Origin of the sequence: Rhizobium sp. FKY42 (genome assembly GCF_005222835.1) — a bacterium.
Taxonomy (GTDB): Bacteria; Pseudomonadota; Alphaproteobacteria; order Rhizobiales; family Rhizobiaceae; genus Neorhizobium.
This window is the reverse complement of record NZ_STGA01000006.1, coordinates 51,976-65,484: the sequence shown is the minus strand read 5'-3', so window position 1 is coordinate 65,484 and position 13,509 is coordinate 51,976. Positions and strand designations below refer to the sequence as shown.

Below are 13,509 nucleotides of genomic sequence, written 5' to 3'. Positions count from 1 at the left end.
GTGACTGTAACATTATCGCGTGAAAACGAGCGTGTGGTTCATGTGCCATTGGGAGATCGGGCATACGACATCCTGATCGGGCCGGATCTCATAAGCCATGCCGGCGGTGAAATCACCTCGCGCCTGAAAGTTCGCAAGGCAGCGATCGTGACGGATGAGAATGTCGCAAGCCACTATCTCGACCGGCTGGTGGACAGCCTTCAGACGGATGGCGTTGAGACGGTATCGCTGACACTGCCGCCGGGTGAAAAGACCAAGAGCCTTGAGCCGCTGGCCGCCGTCTGCGACATGGCGCTTTCCGCGCGCATCGAGCGCAACGATGCCATCATCGCGCTGGGTGGCGGCGTGATCGGCGATCTCGCGGGCTTTGCGGCGGGGATTGTCCGGCGCGGTGTTCGCTTCGTGCAGATCCCGACCTCGCTTCTGTCGCAGGTGGATTCGTCCGTCGGCGGCAAGACCGGCATCAATTCGCGCCACGGCAAGAACCTGCTGGGCGTCTTTCACCAGCCGGATCTGGTGCTGTCGGATACAAGTGCGCTCGATAGTCTGAGCGAGCGCGAGTTTCGCGCCGGTTACGCCGAAGTCGCCAAATATGGCCTCATCGACCGGCCGGACTTTTTCGAATGGCTGGAGAAAAACTGGCGGGAAGTCTTTGCGGGTGGATCTGCGCGGGCAGAGGCAATCGCCATCAGCTGCCAGTCCAAGGCGGATGTCGTGGTTGAAGATGAGCGTGAAACCGGACGCCGCGCGCTGCTCAACCTAGGCCATACCTTCGGCCACGCGCTGGAAGCCGCCACGCAGTATGACAGCAGTCGACTTGTGCATGGCGAGGGTGTCGCGATCGGCATGGTTCTGGCGCATCGTTTCTCAGCGCGCCTCAATCTTGCCAGCACCGATGACGCCAAGCGTGTGGAAGCACATCTTAAGGCCGTTGGGTTGCCTACCGAGATATCGGATATTCCGGGCGAGTTACCCCCAACCGATGTGCTGATGGATGCGATTGCGCAGGACAAAAAGGTCAAGAGCGGCAAGCTGACCTTTATCCTGACTCATGGGATCGGCCAGAGCTTCGTTGCCAACGATGTTGCGGCATCGGAGGTCGAGCTCTTCCTGAAGGAGACCTTGGCGCGGTAATGTTTGACCAGCTGTATGGCTTCCTTGCGGAATACTGGCTGACGCTGATCTCGATCCTGTTGTTGATCGGGTTCTCGGCGTTCTTTTCCGGCTCTGAAACGGCACTGACGGCGGCGTCCCGTTCCCGGATGCATACGCTGGAAGCCAATGGTGACGAACGCGCGGGGCTCGTGAGCCGCTTGATCGAGCGGCGCGACCGGTTGATCGGTGCGCTGCTGATCGGCAACAATCTCGTCAACATCCTTGCTTCTTCGCTGACCACCAGTCTGTTTCTCGGGCTGCTGGGCCCCTCCGGCGTCGCCATTGCGACGATTGTCATGACGGTGTTGCTCGTCATCTTCTCGGAAGTTCTGCCGAAGAGCTGGGCGATTTCGGCGCCGGACCGGTTCGCCATTGCCGTTGCGCCTGTTGTGCGGATATTCGTGGCGATTGCGGGGCCGCTCTCAAGCGCCGTTAACGCCATTGTTCGTTTCATTCTGTCGCTGTTCGGCATTCGGCTTTCGCAGGAAGTTTCCATGCTGACGGCGCATGAGGAACTGCGCGGCGCTCTCGACCTCCTGCATCGCGAAGGCTCCGTCATCAAGGCGGATCGCGACCGGCTGGGCGGGCTTCTGGATCTTGAGGAACTGGAAGTTTCCGATGTGATGAAGCACCGCACAGTCATGCGGGCCATCAATGCTGACGATCCACCCGAAGTCATTGTGCGCACGGTGCTGGAAAGCCCGTTCACCCGCATGCCGCTCTGGCGTGGCTCGACGGAAAACATCATCGGCATCGTTCATGCCAAGGATTTGCTGCGGGCGCTGGCCGAGCCCGATATGGAGCCGCGCGACCTCGATATTGGCAAAATAGCGCAGAAGCCGTGGTTCGTGCCGGATACGACCAGCCTCAAGGACCAGCTGAACGCCTTTCTGCGGCAGAAAATGCATTTCGCCGTCGTGGTGGACGAATACGGCGAGGTGCAGGGCATCGTGACGCTGGAGGATATCCTCGAAGAAATCGTCGGCGATATTGCCGATGAGCATGATCTTGAGATCCAGGGGGTTCGTCAGGAAGCGGACGGCTCCATCGTCGTCGATGGATCAGTGCCGATTCGCGATTTGAACCGTGCGCTTGACTGGAAACTGCCGGACGAGGAAGCGACCACGATTGCCGGTCTTGTCATCCACGAATCGAAGCTGATCCCGCAGGAGCGGCAGACCTTCACCTTCCACGGCAAACGCTTCATCATCATGAAGCGCGAGAAGAACCGCATCACCAAGCTGCGCATCCGCCCGGCGGAAGATCTGCCGCCGGGGCAGTAGAACGCTTCTTACCAGCGCGTCGCTTCGCCCGGAGCGGCGGGCTCCACCGCAAGCGCATGCAGGCCTGCATCCAGTTCGGGTTTCAGAAGCTCGTTGACCAGCCGGTGCCGTGCAAGACGGGTCATTCCGGCAAAGCGTTCCGAAACGATGCGCACCCGCATATGGGTTTCGCCTTCACCGGTCATGTCCGGTTGATGGCCCGCATGGTGGTGGCTCTCATTGATGACTTCCAGTCGCTGAGGCGCCAGATTTTCCTGTAGAACCGCTTCGATTCGGGAACGGACGGACATGGTTCAATGCCTCTGCTGGTTGTTGAAAAGGGCGCTCCAGAAAGCAGCAACAAAGGGGTTTGTCAATTCTTGTTCTGACCTTTCCTGCACCCCATAATGTGGCCACATGAAACTCGATTCCAAATATTTCGACCGCATCCGGACGCGCCGGAAACGTGAGCAGGATGCGGCACCGCAGACGCCGACCTGCCAGTGGGACGGGTGCGACAAGCCGGGCGTTCATCGGGCACCCGTGGGGCGCAATGCCGAAAACCAGTTCTTCCTGTTCTGTTTCGAGCATGTGAAGGAATACAACAAGGGTTACAACTACTTCTCCGGCCTGTCGGACAGCGAGATCGCGCGCTACCAGAAGGAGGCGATCACCGGCCATCGCCCCACCTGGACCATCGGCGTCAACAAGGCGGCGAAAGATGCGCCGCGCCATGCGTCCACGCGCTCCGGTTCGGCGGCCAGCTTCAATCGCGTCAAGGATCCGTTCGGTTTCGTACGCGAGGGCGGCGCTGCAGCGGGAACGCAGACGGCGGTTCGCAAGGTAAAGACACTGGAAGCGAAAGCTTTCGACACAATGGGCTTGACGGCAGCAGCAACGGCTGCAGAAATCAAGAGCCGCTACAAGGAACTGGTCAAGAAGCACCATCCGGATGCGAACGGCGGCGATCGCGGTTCGGAAGAACGATTTAGGGCTGTGATACAGGCCTACCAATTGTTAAAGCAGTCCGGTTTCTGCTAAGCCGTTCTGGTGCAAGGCAACATGACAGAGAGGATTGCGACCGGACCGTAACCGGTTCGGCGTGGAGTGGTGATGAGCAAAATCGATCTTGATATAACCAATCTTCCGGATACCACCGTTTCTGTCCGGGACGTTTTCGGCATCGACACGGACTTGCAGGTCCCCGCCTATTCAAGCGGCGACCCCTATGTTCCGGAACTCGATCCCGACTATCTCTTTGACCGGGATACGACGCTGGCGATCCTGGCCGGTTTTGCTCATAACCGACGCGTCATGGTGTCCGGCTATCACGGCACCGGCAAGTCCACCCATATCGAACAGGTCGCGGCACGCCTCAACTGGCCGTGCGTGCGTATCAACCTCGATAGCCATGTCAGCCGTATCGATCTCGTCGGCAAGGATGCGATCGTCCTGAAGGATGGCAAGCAGGTCACCGAGTTCAAGGATGGCATTCTGCCCTGGGCCTATCAGCACAATGTGGCGCTGGTGTTCGATGAATATGATGCCGGTCGCCCGGATGTCATGTTCGTCATCCAGCGTGTTCTGGAAAGCTCCGGCCGCCTGACGCTGCTTGACCAAAGTCGTGTTATCCGTCCTCACCCCGCCTTCCGCATTTTTGCGACCGCCAACACGGTCGGCCTCGGCGATACCACGGGCCTCTATCACGGCACGCAGCAGATCAACCAGGCGCAGATGGACCGCTGGTCGATCGTGACAACGCTGAACTATCTGCCGCATGACAAGGAAGTCGATATTGTCGCCGCCAAGGTCAAGGCGTTCGGCGGTTCGGCGCAGGGTCGCGAAACCGTATCCAAAATGGTTCGGGTTGCGGACATGACGCGTTCGGCCTTCATGAACGGCGATCTTTCCACGGTCATGAGCCCGCGTACGGTCATCACCTGGGCGGAAAACGCGGCGATCTTCGGCGATGTCGCGTTCGCGTTCCGCATCACCTTCCTCAACAAGTGTGATGAACTGGAGCGGACGTTGGTGGCGGAACAGTATCAGCGCGCCTTTGGCGTCGAACTGAAGGAAAGCGCCGCGAACATCGTTCTCGGGGCTTGAGTGCCGAGAGGCAGGTAGCGCAGGCAGCAAGGTAGATGAGCATGGCAGGCCGCGGCGACAACACCAAGGCAAAGACAAGCGGACCGGTGGATACCGAGCCGTTGCGTCGCGCGATTACCGGTTGCGTGCGTTCCATCGCGGGCAATAGGGAGGTGGAGGTTTCCTTCGCCAACGAACGGCCGGGTATGGCGGGCGAGCGCATTCGCCTGCCGGAACTTTCCAAGCGGCCAACCGCGCATGAACTGGCGGTGACCCGTGGCCTGGGTGATTCCATGGCGCTCAGGCTTGCCTGCCACGATACGAATGTGCATGCGGCCATGTCGCCGCAGGGCACGGATGCGCGCGCCGTGTTCGATGCTGTCGAGCAGGCGCGTGTGGAATCCATCGGCTCGCTGCGCATGGAAGGCGTTGCCAGCAACATCAACAGCATGAATGCCGAGAAATATTCGAAGGCGAATTTTTCCGGCGTCCAGCGGCGGGAAGACGCGCCCATCGGCGAGGCCATGGCCATGCTGGTGCGTGAAAAGTTGACTGGCACTGCCCCACCAGCCTCCGCCGGTAAAGTTCTGGATCTCTGGCGTCCCTTCTTCGATGAAAAGATCGCGGGGGACCTTGATAATCTGAAGTCGGTCATCGATGATCAGCAGGCCTTCGGCAAGCTGGTGCGCCACATGCTGTCCTCCATGCAGATGGCGGAAGACTATGGCGACGAAGAATCCGATCCGGAGCAGATGGAAAATCCGGATGACGAGGAGCAGCCGCGCAGCAATGAGACCGAGAACGAAGAGGTAGAGGAAGACGCTGGTGCCGATGCCGCTCCAGCCGAAGAAAGCCAGGCTGCCGAGGAACAGCTCGACGAAGGCGAAATGGACGGCGCGGAAATCTCCGACGACGATATGTCCGATGATGATTCCGACCAGTCGGAAACGCCGGGTGAAACCAAGCGACCCAACCTGCCCTTCGACGATTTCAACGAGAAGGTGGATTACAATATCTTCACGCAGGAATTCGATGAGGAGATAACGGCGGAAGAACTGTGCGACGAGGCGGAACTCGACCGTCTGCGCGCCTTCCTCGACAAGCAGCTTTCGCATCTGCAAGGCGCTGTGGGCCGGTTGGCAAACCGTCTGCAACGCCGCTTGATGGCGCAGCAGAACCGGTCCTGGGAGTTTGATCTGGAAGAGGGCTATCTCGATCCGGCGCGTCTCGTTCGTCTGGTGATCGATCCAATGCAGCCGCTCTCCTTCAAGCGCGAGCGCGACACGAAATTCCGCGATACGGTTGTCTCATTGGTCATCGATAATTCTGGCTCCATGCGTGGACGCCCTATCACCGTTGCCGCAACCTGCGCCGATATTCTGGCCCGCACGTTGGAGCGTTGCGGCGTCAAGGTTGAAATTCTCGGCTTCACGACCAAGGCGTGGAAGGGCGGCCAGAGCCGCGAACAGTGGCTGGCCAGCGGCAAGCCGCCGACACCCGGTCGCCTCAACGATCTGCGCCATATCATTTACAAGTCAGCGGATGCGCCATGGCGTCGGTCGCGTCGCAACCTTGGCCTGATGATGCGCGAGGGGCTGCTCAAGGAAAACATCGATGGCGAAGCGCTGATGTGGGCTCATAACCGCCTCATCAACCGCCCGGAACAGCGCAAGATCATGATGATGATCTCGGATGGTGCGCCTGTGGACGATTCCACGCTGTCGGTCAATCCGGGCAATTATCTGGAGCGCCATCTGCGGGCCGTCATCGATCAGATCGAGGCGAAGTCGCCGGTTGAGCTTCTGGCCATCGGCATCGGCCACGATGTCACACGCTATTACCAGCGTGCTGTTACCATCGTGGATGCGGATGAACTGGCGGGCGCGATGACAGAGCAACTGGCTGCACTCTTCGATGAGAATACCGGTCGTGGCCGCGGCGTTCGCCGTGCTGGCTAGGTCTGTTTTGGCAATGTCCTCCTGGCTGGTTGCAGCCAGTCTGCTGATGCTGGCGCCGCCGCAGGTTGTTGTCGCTGGCGAAACGCTGGAGGCACCTGTTCAGGTTCGCCAGATTTCGACCTTCAAGCCGGGTTCCACCGAGAGCCGTTTTGGTCAGGTCGAGTTCATCGGTGGGCTCGAATTTACCTCAAAACAATCCTTGCTGGGTTCCATGTCCAGCATACGCTTCTATGCCGACGGCAAGAGCTTCGTGTCTGTCCTGGATACGGGGCACTGGCTGACGGGAAAGCTTGAGCATGACGAGAAGGGCAAGCCAGCTGGCCTCTCGGATGTGAAGATCACCGCTATGCGGGATGCGAGTGGTGATGAACCCTCCGGTAAGGGCGATATCGATGCCGAGGGCGTGGCACTGCGATCCGGACAGGTGCTTGTCAGTTTTGAGCGAAATCATCGGGTTGATGTCTATCCCGATCCCGGTTTCGAAGGTTCGAAGCCTCTGCGCACACTGGATATCCTCATTCCGAAGCGCCAGTTGCGCGGCAACGGTTCGTTGGAAACAGTCGTCGTTGCGCCGGAAGCAAGCGCGCTCCGCGGTGCGGTTCTCACGATTGCCGAGCGCAGCGTCGACAAGCAGGGCAATCTCTACGCCGCCATTCTGGAAGGACCGCTAAAGGGGCAGTTCAAGGTCAAGCGCAATGATCCCTGGGATGTCACGGATGGCGCGTTTCTGCCCGGCGGGGATCTGCTGCTTCTGGAGCGGCGGTTCAGTTTTATCGGCGGGGTTGGCATGCGTGTTCGCCGCATTGCCGGTGATAGCATCAAGCCCGGAGCTGTTATCGACGGGCCAGTTCTTCTGGAGGCCAATCAGAACGATCAGATCGACAATATGGAGGGACTTGATGTGATCACCGGCCCGGATGGCCGCCCGCATCTGATCCTGATTTCGGACGATAATCACTCCATCCTTCAGCGCAATCTGCTTCTGGAATTCCGGCTGGCCGAATAGGGCTGACAGGGAAACGGCCCCGGTCGATTGCAGGCAGCAGAATTTCCCCGTCCAGACACTCCGCTTTTGACGCTGCGGTCATCGGCCTTTTTATGGTTCGAGCAAAAAGCAGAAGTTTCAAAAGAGCCAGACAGAAGGCAGGCGGTATGATGACCAGCAGCGCCTTGATGATATCCGGCGAGGCTCGGAAGGTGGCGAGCAGGTCGGCAGCGAGATTGTAATTGTCCATGGTTTTGACGCCTCCCGGTCTCTGCATTGTTGATGCGTGGAGCGCGGGCAGCCGGTGAACGATCAAAAGCCCGCCCACCGACACGCCGCATCGTGTAACACGCAGTGTTTGAAACGGGGGGAATGGCGCGCCAAAGGCCCAGTTGCTTGGAGGCCTCTGGCGGCCGGGGAGTTCGAAAAATCGCACGTAAACGACCGCCCTGACCTTTAGGTGCAAGCACCTTGGACATGCGCCAGGGCCTCCCCAGCCATAGAAGGTGGAGAGCTTATAAGCCAAGCTCAATCACTCAGCCACCAACCAGTGACTGAGAGGGCATCTCGTATCGCGGATGCCAGCCGTTACGTGAGGGGTTTTCGACGCCCCGAAACCGGCCCGTTACTTCCGGTTCCGTGGTCAGACTATGTCGCCAAGGTTGCAGCTGCAATTGCAAGATGTGGGGGATTTATTCCGTGCATGCGCATGCAATCAGGTGGTTAAGAGCCGGGGGCGTGGATGCAGTGCAAACGTTTGATACCCCCCTCGGTCCTGCCGGACATCTCCCCCTCAAGGGGGGAGATCGGCAGAACGGCTGATGCTTGCACACCATCTCCCATCGATGGAGTTTTGCTACGCACGATAGGGCAAGATCTGGAGCGAAGGGCTAACCACGAATCGATCTCCCCCCTTGAGGGGGAGATGTCCGGCAGGACAGAGGGGGTAAGCCAAATAAGAACTTGGTGCGAACTCAGCTTCAAGCCGCAGGTAGGACGTGCCGTGTGGCTGTTCAGATCGTCTTTGCCGGCGGCATGGGCTTCAGAACGCTCATCAGAGCCCCATAGGGCAAGAGCATCAGCAGTCCGACGAGGATTTTGACGACGAAGTCACCGATGGCCCACGAGATCCAGCGCGGTGCTTCCGTGGCAAAGACGCCCAGAATCGGCGCGGAGCCGATGGCGAATTCGTCATTGGCACCCAGAAAGCCGAAGACCGGCGCGAAGGAGAGCGAGAAGAACAGCAGCGTATCCAGCGCCGAACCCAGCATGGAACCGGCCAGCGGGGCCTGCCACCAGCTTTGACGGCGCAGTTGGTTGAACACGGAGATATCTAGCAATTGTCCAACCAGATAGGCCGTGCCAGATGCCATCGCGATACGGGGCATGGATGTGTAGAAGGAGAGTGCAACACCGACAACAAAACCGGCAAACACCACGCGGCGGGCAATCTTTGGCCCGAACTGGCGGTTCGTCAGGTCTGTCACGAGGAAGGCGGCGGGATAGGTGAAGGCGCCCCAAGTCAACAGGTCGCTCAGGTTGATGCCGAGCAGCGTGCCGGGCATCGGGAATTGAACGAGATAGTTGGACGAGACGACGACAAGCGTCATCAGGGCGATATAGATGGAGGTCGCGCGCAGATACTGCATTTTTTTACCCTGGGTGATGCCACCAGCTGGAGACGAACAATAATAAACAACAGAAAAGGCTTGAGCGGGCTAACCGCCAAGCCTTTCTGAAACTCAGACGCTGGACGCGACGTGAATTAAGCGGCTTCTGCCGTCTTCTTCACGATCTGGCGGCGCAGCAGGCGAGCGCGCATGGACAGCTCTGTCTCGTCAGCCTTCAAAAGGAAAGCATCGAGGCCGCCACGATGCTCAACAGAGCGCAGGGCATGAGCAGAAACGCGCAGACGGTAACGCTGGCCGAGAGCATCGGAAATCAGCGTAACGTGGCACAGGTTCGGCAGGAACCGACGCTTCGTCTTGTTGTTGGCGTGGCTGACATTGTTGCCCGACTGGACGCCCTTACCGGTCAATTCGCAAACACGGGACATGGGTACACCTTTGTTCTTCTTTGCAATTGAATGGGGTTTCGGACAAAGTCCGGCCTGCCGATCCAACTGGTCCTGATTGGAAAGTTGCGGTTCTATAGTCAGTGGGGGCGGTGCCGTCAAGTCATTCCTCGGCACAAACATCCTTAAATGACTCAGAAATCCGGCACTTGGGCGCTTCGCTTCGCTATTTTGTTGCCACAGTGCAAAGGTTATAGAATTGTTAACATCATCCGTTTCTGAAGAGTAGACCATGCTCAAGCAAGGCCGAAGCATTCTCATCCTGACTGTCGCTGCCTTGGCTCTGGCCGCGCAACCGGCGGTGCCCGCCTCCATCCGCCATGTCAGCGAATACGACATCTCGCTTGGCCTGCTGCCGATTGCGACTGCATCTTTTGCCAGTGAATTCAACGCGAAAGACTACAAGATCGCCGGGTCTTTCAAGTCTGCGGGATTGGTCACCCTGTTTACTCGCATTTCTGCCGAGACGGATGTAACCGGGGTCGTGCAGGGCAAGAGGCTGCAGACCGGCAGCTATAAGCTGACCTATACGCGCGGCAAGAAAACCCGCATTTACAATGTGGGCTACCGGAACGGAGACGTGGTCTCCACCTCCATTTCACCTGAACCGGGGGCGCGACCGGCAAGCTGGGTGCCGGTTACGCAGGAGGATCTTCGCTCTGTGATGGACCCGATTTCCGGGCTGATTTTCCCCGATGGTGCCTCTGTCTGCTCCAGTCGCATGCCGGTTTACGACGGTGAGTCGCGCATGGATCTCGTGCTTTCGCCCAAGGGTTCGAAGCCATTTTCGACCAATGGCTTCAAAGGAGAGGCGCTGGTCTGCGAAGTGCGCTATGAGCCGAAGTCGGGCTATCGCAAGGGGCGCAGCGATATCGAGTTCCTCAAGAAGCAGCGCATGGAAGTGTGGTTTGCCAAGGCTGAGGGCGCTAATGTATATGCTCCCGTCTATGCACGCATTCCGACCAAGGTCGGTGATGTCTATGTGACGGCAACGAAATACGGCGGTTGAGGCAAGTGTTCACGCCTTCCGTCTCAAGGGGGGTGGATCTTGAAGCTTCGCGGGACGCTGATCGGCTTCACAGCCATCCTCATGTGGTCGCTGCTGGCGTTGATGACTGCCGCCTCTGGCACCATGCCTCCGTTCCAGCTGGCGGCCATCACCTTTGCCATCGGCAGTCTGCCGGGCGTCCTGCTGCTGGCGGTGAAGCCGGAGCGAATCAAGCTTCTCAGGCAGCCGCCAAAGGTCTGGCTCATCGGCATTGGCGGTCTTTTCGGCTATCACGCACTGTATTTCACGGCGCTGAGAAACGCACCGGCTGTCGAGGCGGGATTGATCGCCTATCTCTGGCCGCTTTTGATTGTCGTCGGTTCCGCCCTTTTGCCGGGTGAACGGTTACGATGGTTTCATGTCGCAGGTGCCGTTGCAGGTCTTGCCGGAACCTTCGCCATCATTTCGCGCTCAGGGTTGAATTTCGATCCGGCCTATCTGGTCGGCTATGGTGCCGCTTTCCTTTGCGCCTTCACCTGGTCCGGTTATTCACTTCTGACCCGGCGTTTCGAGGCGGTATCGACGGATGTGGTGACCGGCTTCTGCCTCGCCACCTCGGCGCTTTCCTTCCTCTGCCATCTGGCCCTGGAAACGACCGTCTGGCCCGCCAATGGCAGCGAATGGGCCGCCGTCATCGGCCTTGGTCTCTTGCCGGTCGGGGCTGCGTTTTACGCGTGGGATTACGGCGTGAAAAACGGCGATATCCAGATTCTGGGTGCCGCCAGCTATGCCGCACCACTGCTCTCGACCCTCATCCTCACGCTGTTCGGCTTTGCGGAGCCAAGTCTCAGGATCGGTCTCGCCTGCCTGCTGATTACCGGTGGCGCCATGCTGGCGGCAAAGGAGATGATCCGGCGGAAGCCGAATCCCGCCCCCGCCGAATAAAACTTATCTGCCCGGTTCCCAGCCGGGTGCGGCCATCTCGAATTTCGAGAATTCGAAGCCGGGAGCGACCGTGCAGCCGACGAGGGTGAAGGCACCGAGCGGTTCTGCCGATTGCCACTCATCGGCCTTGACGATGACTTGCGGTCTTTGGCCCTGTTGCAGATCAGGACCGAGAATGGCTTCTCGCGGGCTTTCGCCATCCTTCGCCAGCCGAAGCTTCAGCGGGCTTCCGGCATAGAAGTGCCAGACCTCGGCAGCATCCTTCACCCGGTGCCAATGGGAGCGCTCGCCCTGTTCCAGCAGGTAGTAGATTGCCGTGGAGTGACCGCGCTCACCGCCGTTTTCATCGCGGAAGGTTTCGACATACCAGCCACCTTCCGGGTGACGCTGCATGCCAAGCGTCTGGATGATCTCGGTAGCCGTCATTTGAAATTGTCCTTGCGCTTGCGCAGTTCGGCGAAAACATCCTCATTGGTGGCGCCTTCCATCACCAGATGGCGACGGATATCGGGATCTGCTACGCGCAGGAAGGGGTTGGTTTCCTTCTCCAGCCCCATCATGGTTGGGATCGTGAACTTGCCCTCGGCGCGCAATTCATCAATCTGGCGGGCGCGGCGCTGCAAATTCTTGTTGCCAGCGTCCACGCTCAGCGCAAAGCGGGCATTGGACTGGGTGTATTCGTGGCCGAAGTAGATGGCCGTTTCATCCGGCAGGACCGCCAGCTTCTGGAAGGAGTGCCACATATCGGCGGCCGTACGTTCGAACAGGCGTCCGCAACCCAGCGCAAAGAGCGTATCGGCGGCGAACAGGATCTTGTCTTCAGGGAAATGGAAGCAGATGTGGCCGGCTGTGTGCCCCGGCGTTTCGAACACTCGCACCGGGTGTTCTCCAAACTGGAACTCATCGCCATCCCCCACGGTGCGATCGAGGCCCGGAATGGCAACTGCTTCGTTGATCGGGCCAATGATTTCGCAGCCATAGCGTCCTTTCAGCGCCAGATTGGCCTCGACGTGATCGGTATGGTGATGGGTGGTGAAAATATGGGTGATCTTCCAGCCGCGTTTTTCCGCCGCGCTGACGATTGGTCCTTCCTCGGGAGCATCAATGCAGGCCGTCAATCCGCTTTCGGGATCGTGGACCAGAACACCATAATTATCGCTTCGGCATGTAAAGACTTCGATTTCCAGAGGTTTCATTCGCCAGACCCGTTGCGCTGCACTGTTTGCGACACAATGTAGAGAGAGACGACTTGAAGTCCAACCTCCCATCGGTCAGGTTTCGCAAATGCACGCCGATATTGTCGATCTCAGAGAATTCTATCATTCGCCGCTGGGTGCCTTTGCCGAGCATTCCATCGGCATGGCGCTGAGTTCGCTGTGGGCGCGCCTGCCGGAAGAGCGGCTGGTGGGGTTGGGCTATGCGGTGCCTTACATCGAGCGCTTCAAGGCCGACACAGAGCGCACATTCGCCTTCATGCCGGCAGGGCAGGGGGCGGTGAACTGGCCGGTGGGCGATCTCTCTTCAACGGCGCTGGTGTTCGAGGAAGAGCTGCCGCTGCCGGATTCCTCTATCGATCGCATCCTGATGGTGCATTCGCTGGAATTTGCCGAAAATCCGCGCGAGACCCTGAAGGAGATGTGGCGGGTTCTGGCGCCCGGCGGTCGGCTGGTCATCGTCGTGCCGAACCGTCGCGGCGTCTGGGCGCGTATGGAGCATACACCCTTCGGTTCGGGTCGGCCCTATTCACGCCGACAGCTGACGAACTTGCTGAGAGAAACGAACTTCACCCCCGCCGCCAGTGCGGAAGCGCTGTTCTTTCCACCTTCGAAAGTGCGCGCCGTTCTCAAGCTGCGTCACGGGCTGGAGCGGATTGGACGCCGATTGTGGCCTGCCTTCTCCGGCGTTCTTATTCTGGAAGCGCAAAAGCGGCTCTATCAGGGGCTACCCGTCGCGGCACGCGCCTCACGCCGCGTCTTCGTGCCGGTGCTGGGTGCGCAAGGGGTTCCCACGACCAGAAGCCGCAGTTGAGGTCGGGCCGGGCCTCGTCTGGCCTCGAC

The 13,509-nt window shown here is 59.2% G+C and carries 14 protein-coding genes; 9 read left to right on the top strand and 5 right to left on the bottom strand.

Features of this window, described 5'->3' with window-relative positions; translation table 11 throughout:
• Window positions 1-1,134 (top strand): 3-dehydroquinate synthase, encoded by a 1,134-nt coding sequence (gene aroB, locus E8M78_RS03550; RefSeq protein WP_137133743.1) that lies wholly within the window; start codon window positions 1-3, stop codon window positions 1,132-1,134.
• Window positions 1,134-2,438, top strand: a complete 1,305-nt coding sequence (locus tag E8M78_RS03545) for an HlyC/CorC family transporter (protein WP_137133742.1) — start codon at window positions 1,134-1,136, stop codon at window positions 2,436-2,438. Before aroB ends, E8M78_RS03545 begins: the two co-directional genes overlap by 1 nt.
• Window positions 2,439-2,446: 8 nt before the next feature.
• On the opposite strand, the gene E8M78_RS03540 is transcribed toward E8M78_RS03545, so the two are convergent.
• Window positions 2,447-2,728 (bottom strand): BolA family protein, encoded by a 282-nt coding sequence (locus tag E8M78_RS03540; protein ID WP_137133741.1) that lies wholly within the window; start codon window positions 2,726-2,728, stop codon window positions 2,447-2,449.
• 106 nt (window positions 2,729-2,834) lie between these two features.
• On the opposite strand from E8M78_RS03540, the gene E8M78_RS03535 reads away from it, so the two are divergent.
• The 4 genes from E8M78_RS03535 to E8M78_RS03520 all read left to right on the top strand — a co-directional run bounded on the left by E8M78_RS03535 (window position 2,835) and on the right by E8M78_RS03520 (window position 7,466).
• Window positions 2,835-3,458: a J domain-containing protein gene (locus tag E8M78_RS03535; protein ID WP_137133740.1), complete on the top strand. Its 624-nt coding sequence runs from the start codon at window positions 2,835-2,837 to the stop codon at window positions 3,456-3,458.
• A 72-nt stretch (window positions 3,459-3,530) separates the two neighbouring features.
• Window positions 3,531-4,523: a cobaltochelatase subunit CobS gene (cobS, locus tag E8M78_RS03530; protein ID WP_137133739.1), complete on the top strand. Its 993-nt coding sequence runs from the start codon at window positions 3,531-3,533 to the stop codon at window positions 4,521-4,523.
• A gap of 41 nt (window positions 4,524-4,564) precedes the next feature.
• On the top strand, window positions 4,565-6,460 hold the full coding sequence (cobT, locus tag E8M78_RS03525) for a cobaltochelatase subunit CobT (protein ID WP_137133840.1): 1,896 nt from the start codon (window positions 4,565-4,567) through the stop codon (window positions 6,458-6,460).
• Between the two features lie 13 nt (window positions 6,461-6,473).
• A complete protein-coding gene (locus tag E8M78_RS03520) occupies window positions 6,474-7,466 on the top strand; it encodes an esterase-like activity of phytase family protein (RefSeq protein WP_137133841.1) in 993 nt (330 codons plus the stop codon).
• A gap of 992 nt (window positions 7,467-8,458) precedes the next feature.
• On the opposite strand, the gene E8M78_RS03510 is transcribed toward E8M78_RS03520, so the two are convergent.
• Together E8M78_RS03510 and rpmB are read right to left on the bottom strand one after the other, a co-directional pair.
• The gene (locus E8M78_RS03510) at window positions 8,459-9,094 is read right to left on the bottom strand and encodes a queuosine precursor transporter (protein WP_137133738.1); all 636 of its coding nucleotides are present in this window, start codon (window positions 9,092-9,094) and stop codon (window positions 8,459-8,461) included.
• Window positions 9,095-9,210: 116 nt separating this feature from the next.
• Window positions 9,211-9,501 carry a 50S ribosomal protein L28 gene (gene rpmB, locus E8M78_RS03505; protein WP_062556041.1) on the bottom strand — a complete coding sequence of 97 codons (291 nt, stop codon included), beginning with the start codon at window positions 9,499-9,501 and terminating at the stop codon, window positions 9,211-9,213.
• Window positions 9,502-9,751: 250 nt separating this feature from the next.
• Between rpmB and E8M78_RS03500 the strand changes: the two genes are divergently transcribed.
• Window positions 9,752-10,528, top strand: coding sequence for a DUF3108 domain-containing protein (locus E8M78_RS03500; protein ID WP_137133737.1), 777 nt, complete (start codon window positions 9,752-9,754; stop codon window positions 10,526-10,528).
• Between the two features lie 39 nt (window positions 10,529-10,567).
• Entirely contained in the window at window positions 10,568-11,452 is an 885-nt protein-coding gene (locus E8M78_RS03495) for an EamA family transporter (protein WP_137133736.1), read from the top strand.
• A gap of 3 nt (window positions 11,453-11,455) precedes the next feature.
• Here the strand turns inward: E8M78_RS03495 and E8M78_RS03490 are convergent, their stop codons facing one another.
• Together E8M78_RS03490 and gloB are read right to left on the bottom strand one after the other, a co-directional pair.
• Complete coding sequence (locus tag E8M78_RS03490; RefSeq protein ID WP_137133735.1) at window positions 11,456-11,878, bottom strand: cupin domain-containing protein; 423 nt, start codon at window positions 11,876-11,878, stop codon at window positions 11,456-11,458.
• Complete coding sequence (gene gloB, locus E8M78_RS03485; RefSeq protein ID WP_137133734.1) at window positions 11,875-12,648, bottom strand: hydroxyacylglutathione hydrolase; 774 nt, start codon at window positions 12,646-12,648, stop codon at window positions 11,875-11,877. The genes E8M78_RS03490 and gloB overlap by 4 nt, the downstream gene beginning before the upstream one ends.
• An 88-nt stretch (window positions 12,649-12,736) precedes the next feature.
• On the opposite strand from gloB, the gene E8M78_RS03480 reads away from it, so the two are divergent.
• On the top strand, window positions 12,737-13,480 hold the full coding sequence (locus E8M78_RS03480; RefSeq protein WP_137133733.1) for a class I SAM-dependent methyltransferase: 744 nt from the start codon (window positions 12,737-12,739) through the stop codon (window positions 13,478-13,480).
• Window positions 13,481-13,509 lie beyond the last annotated feature (29 nt).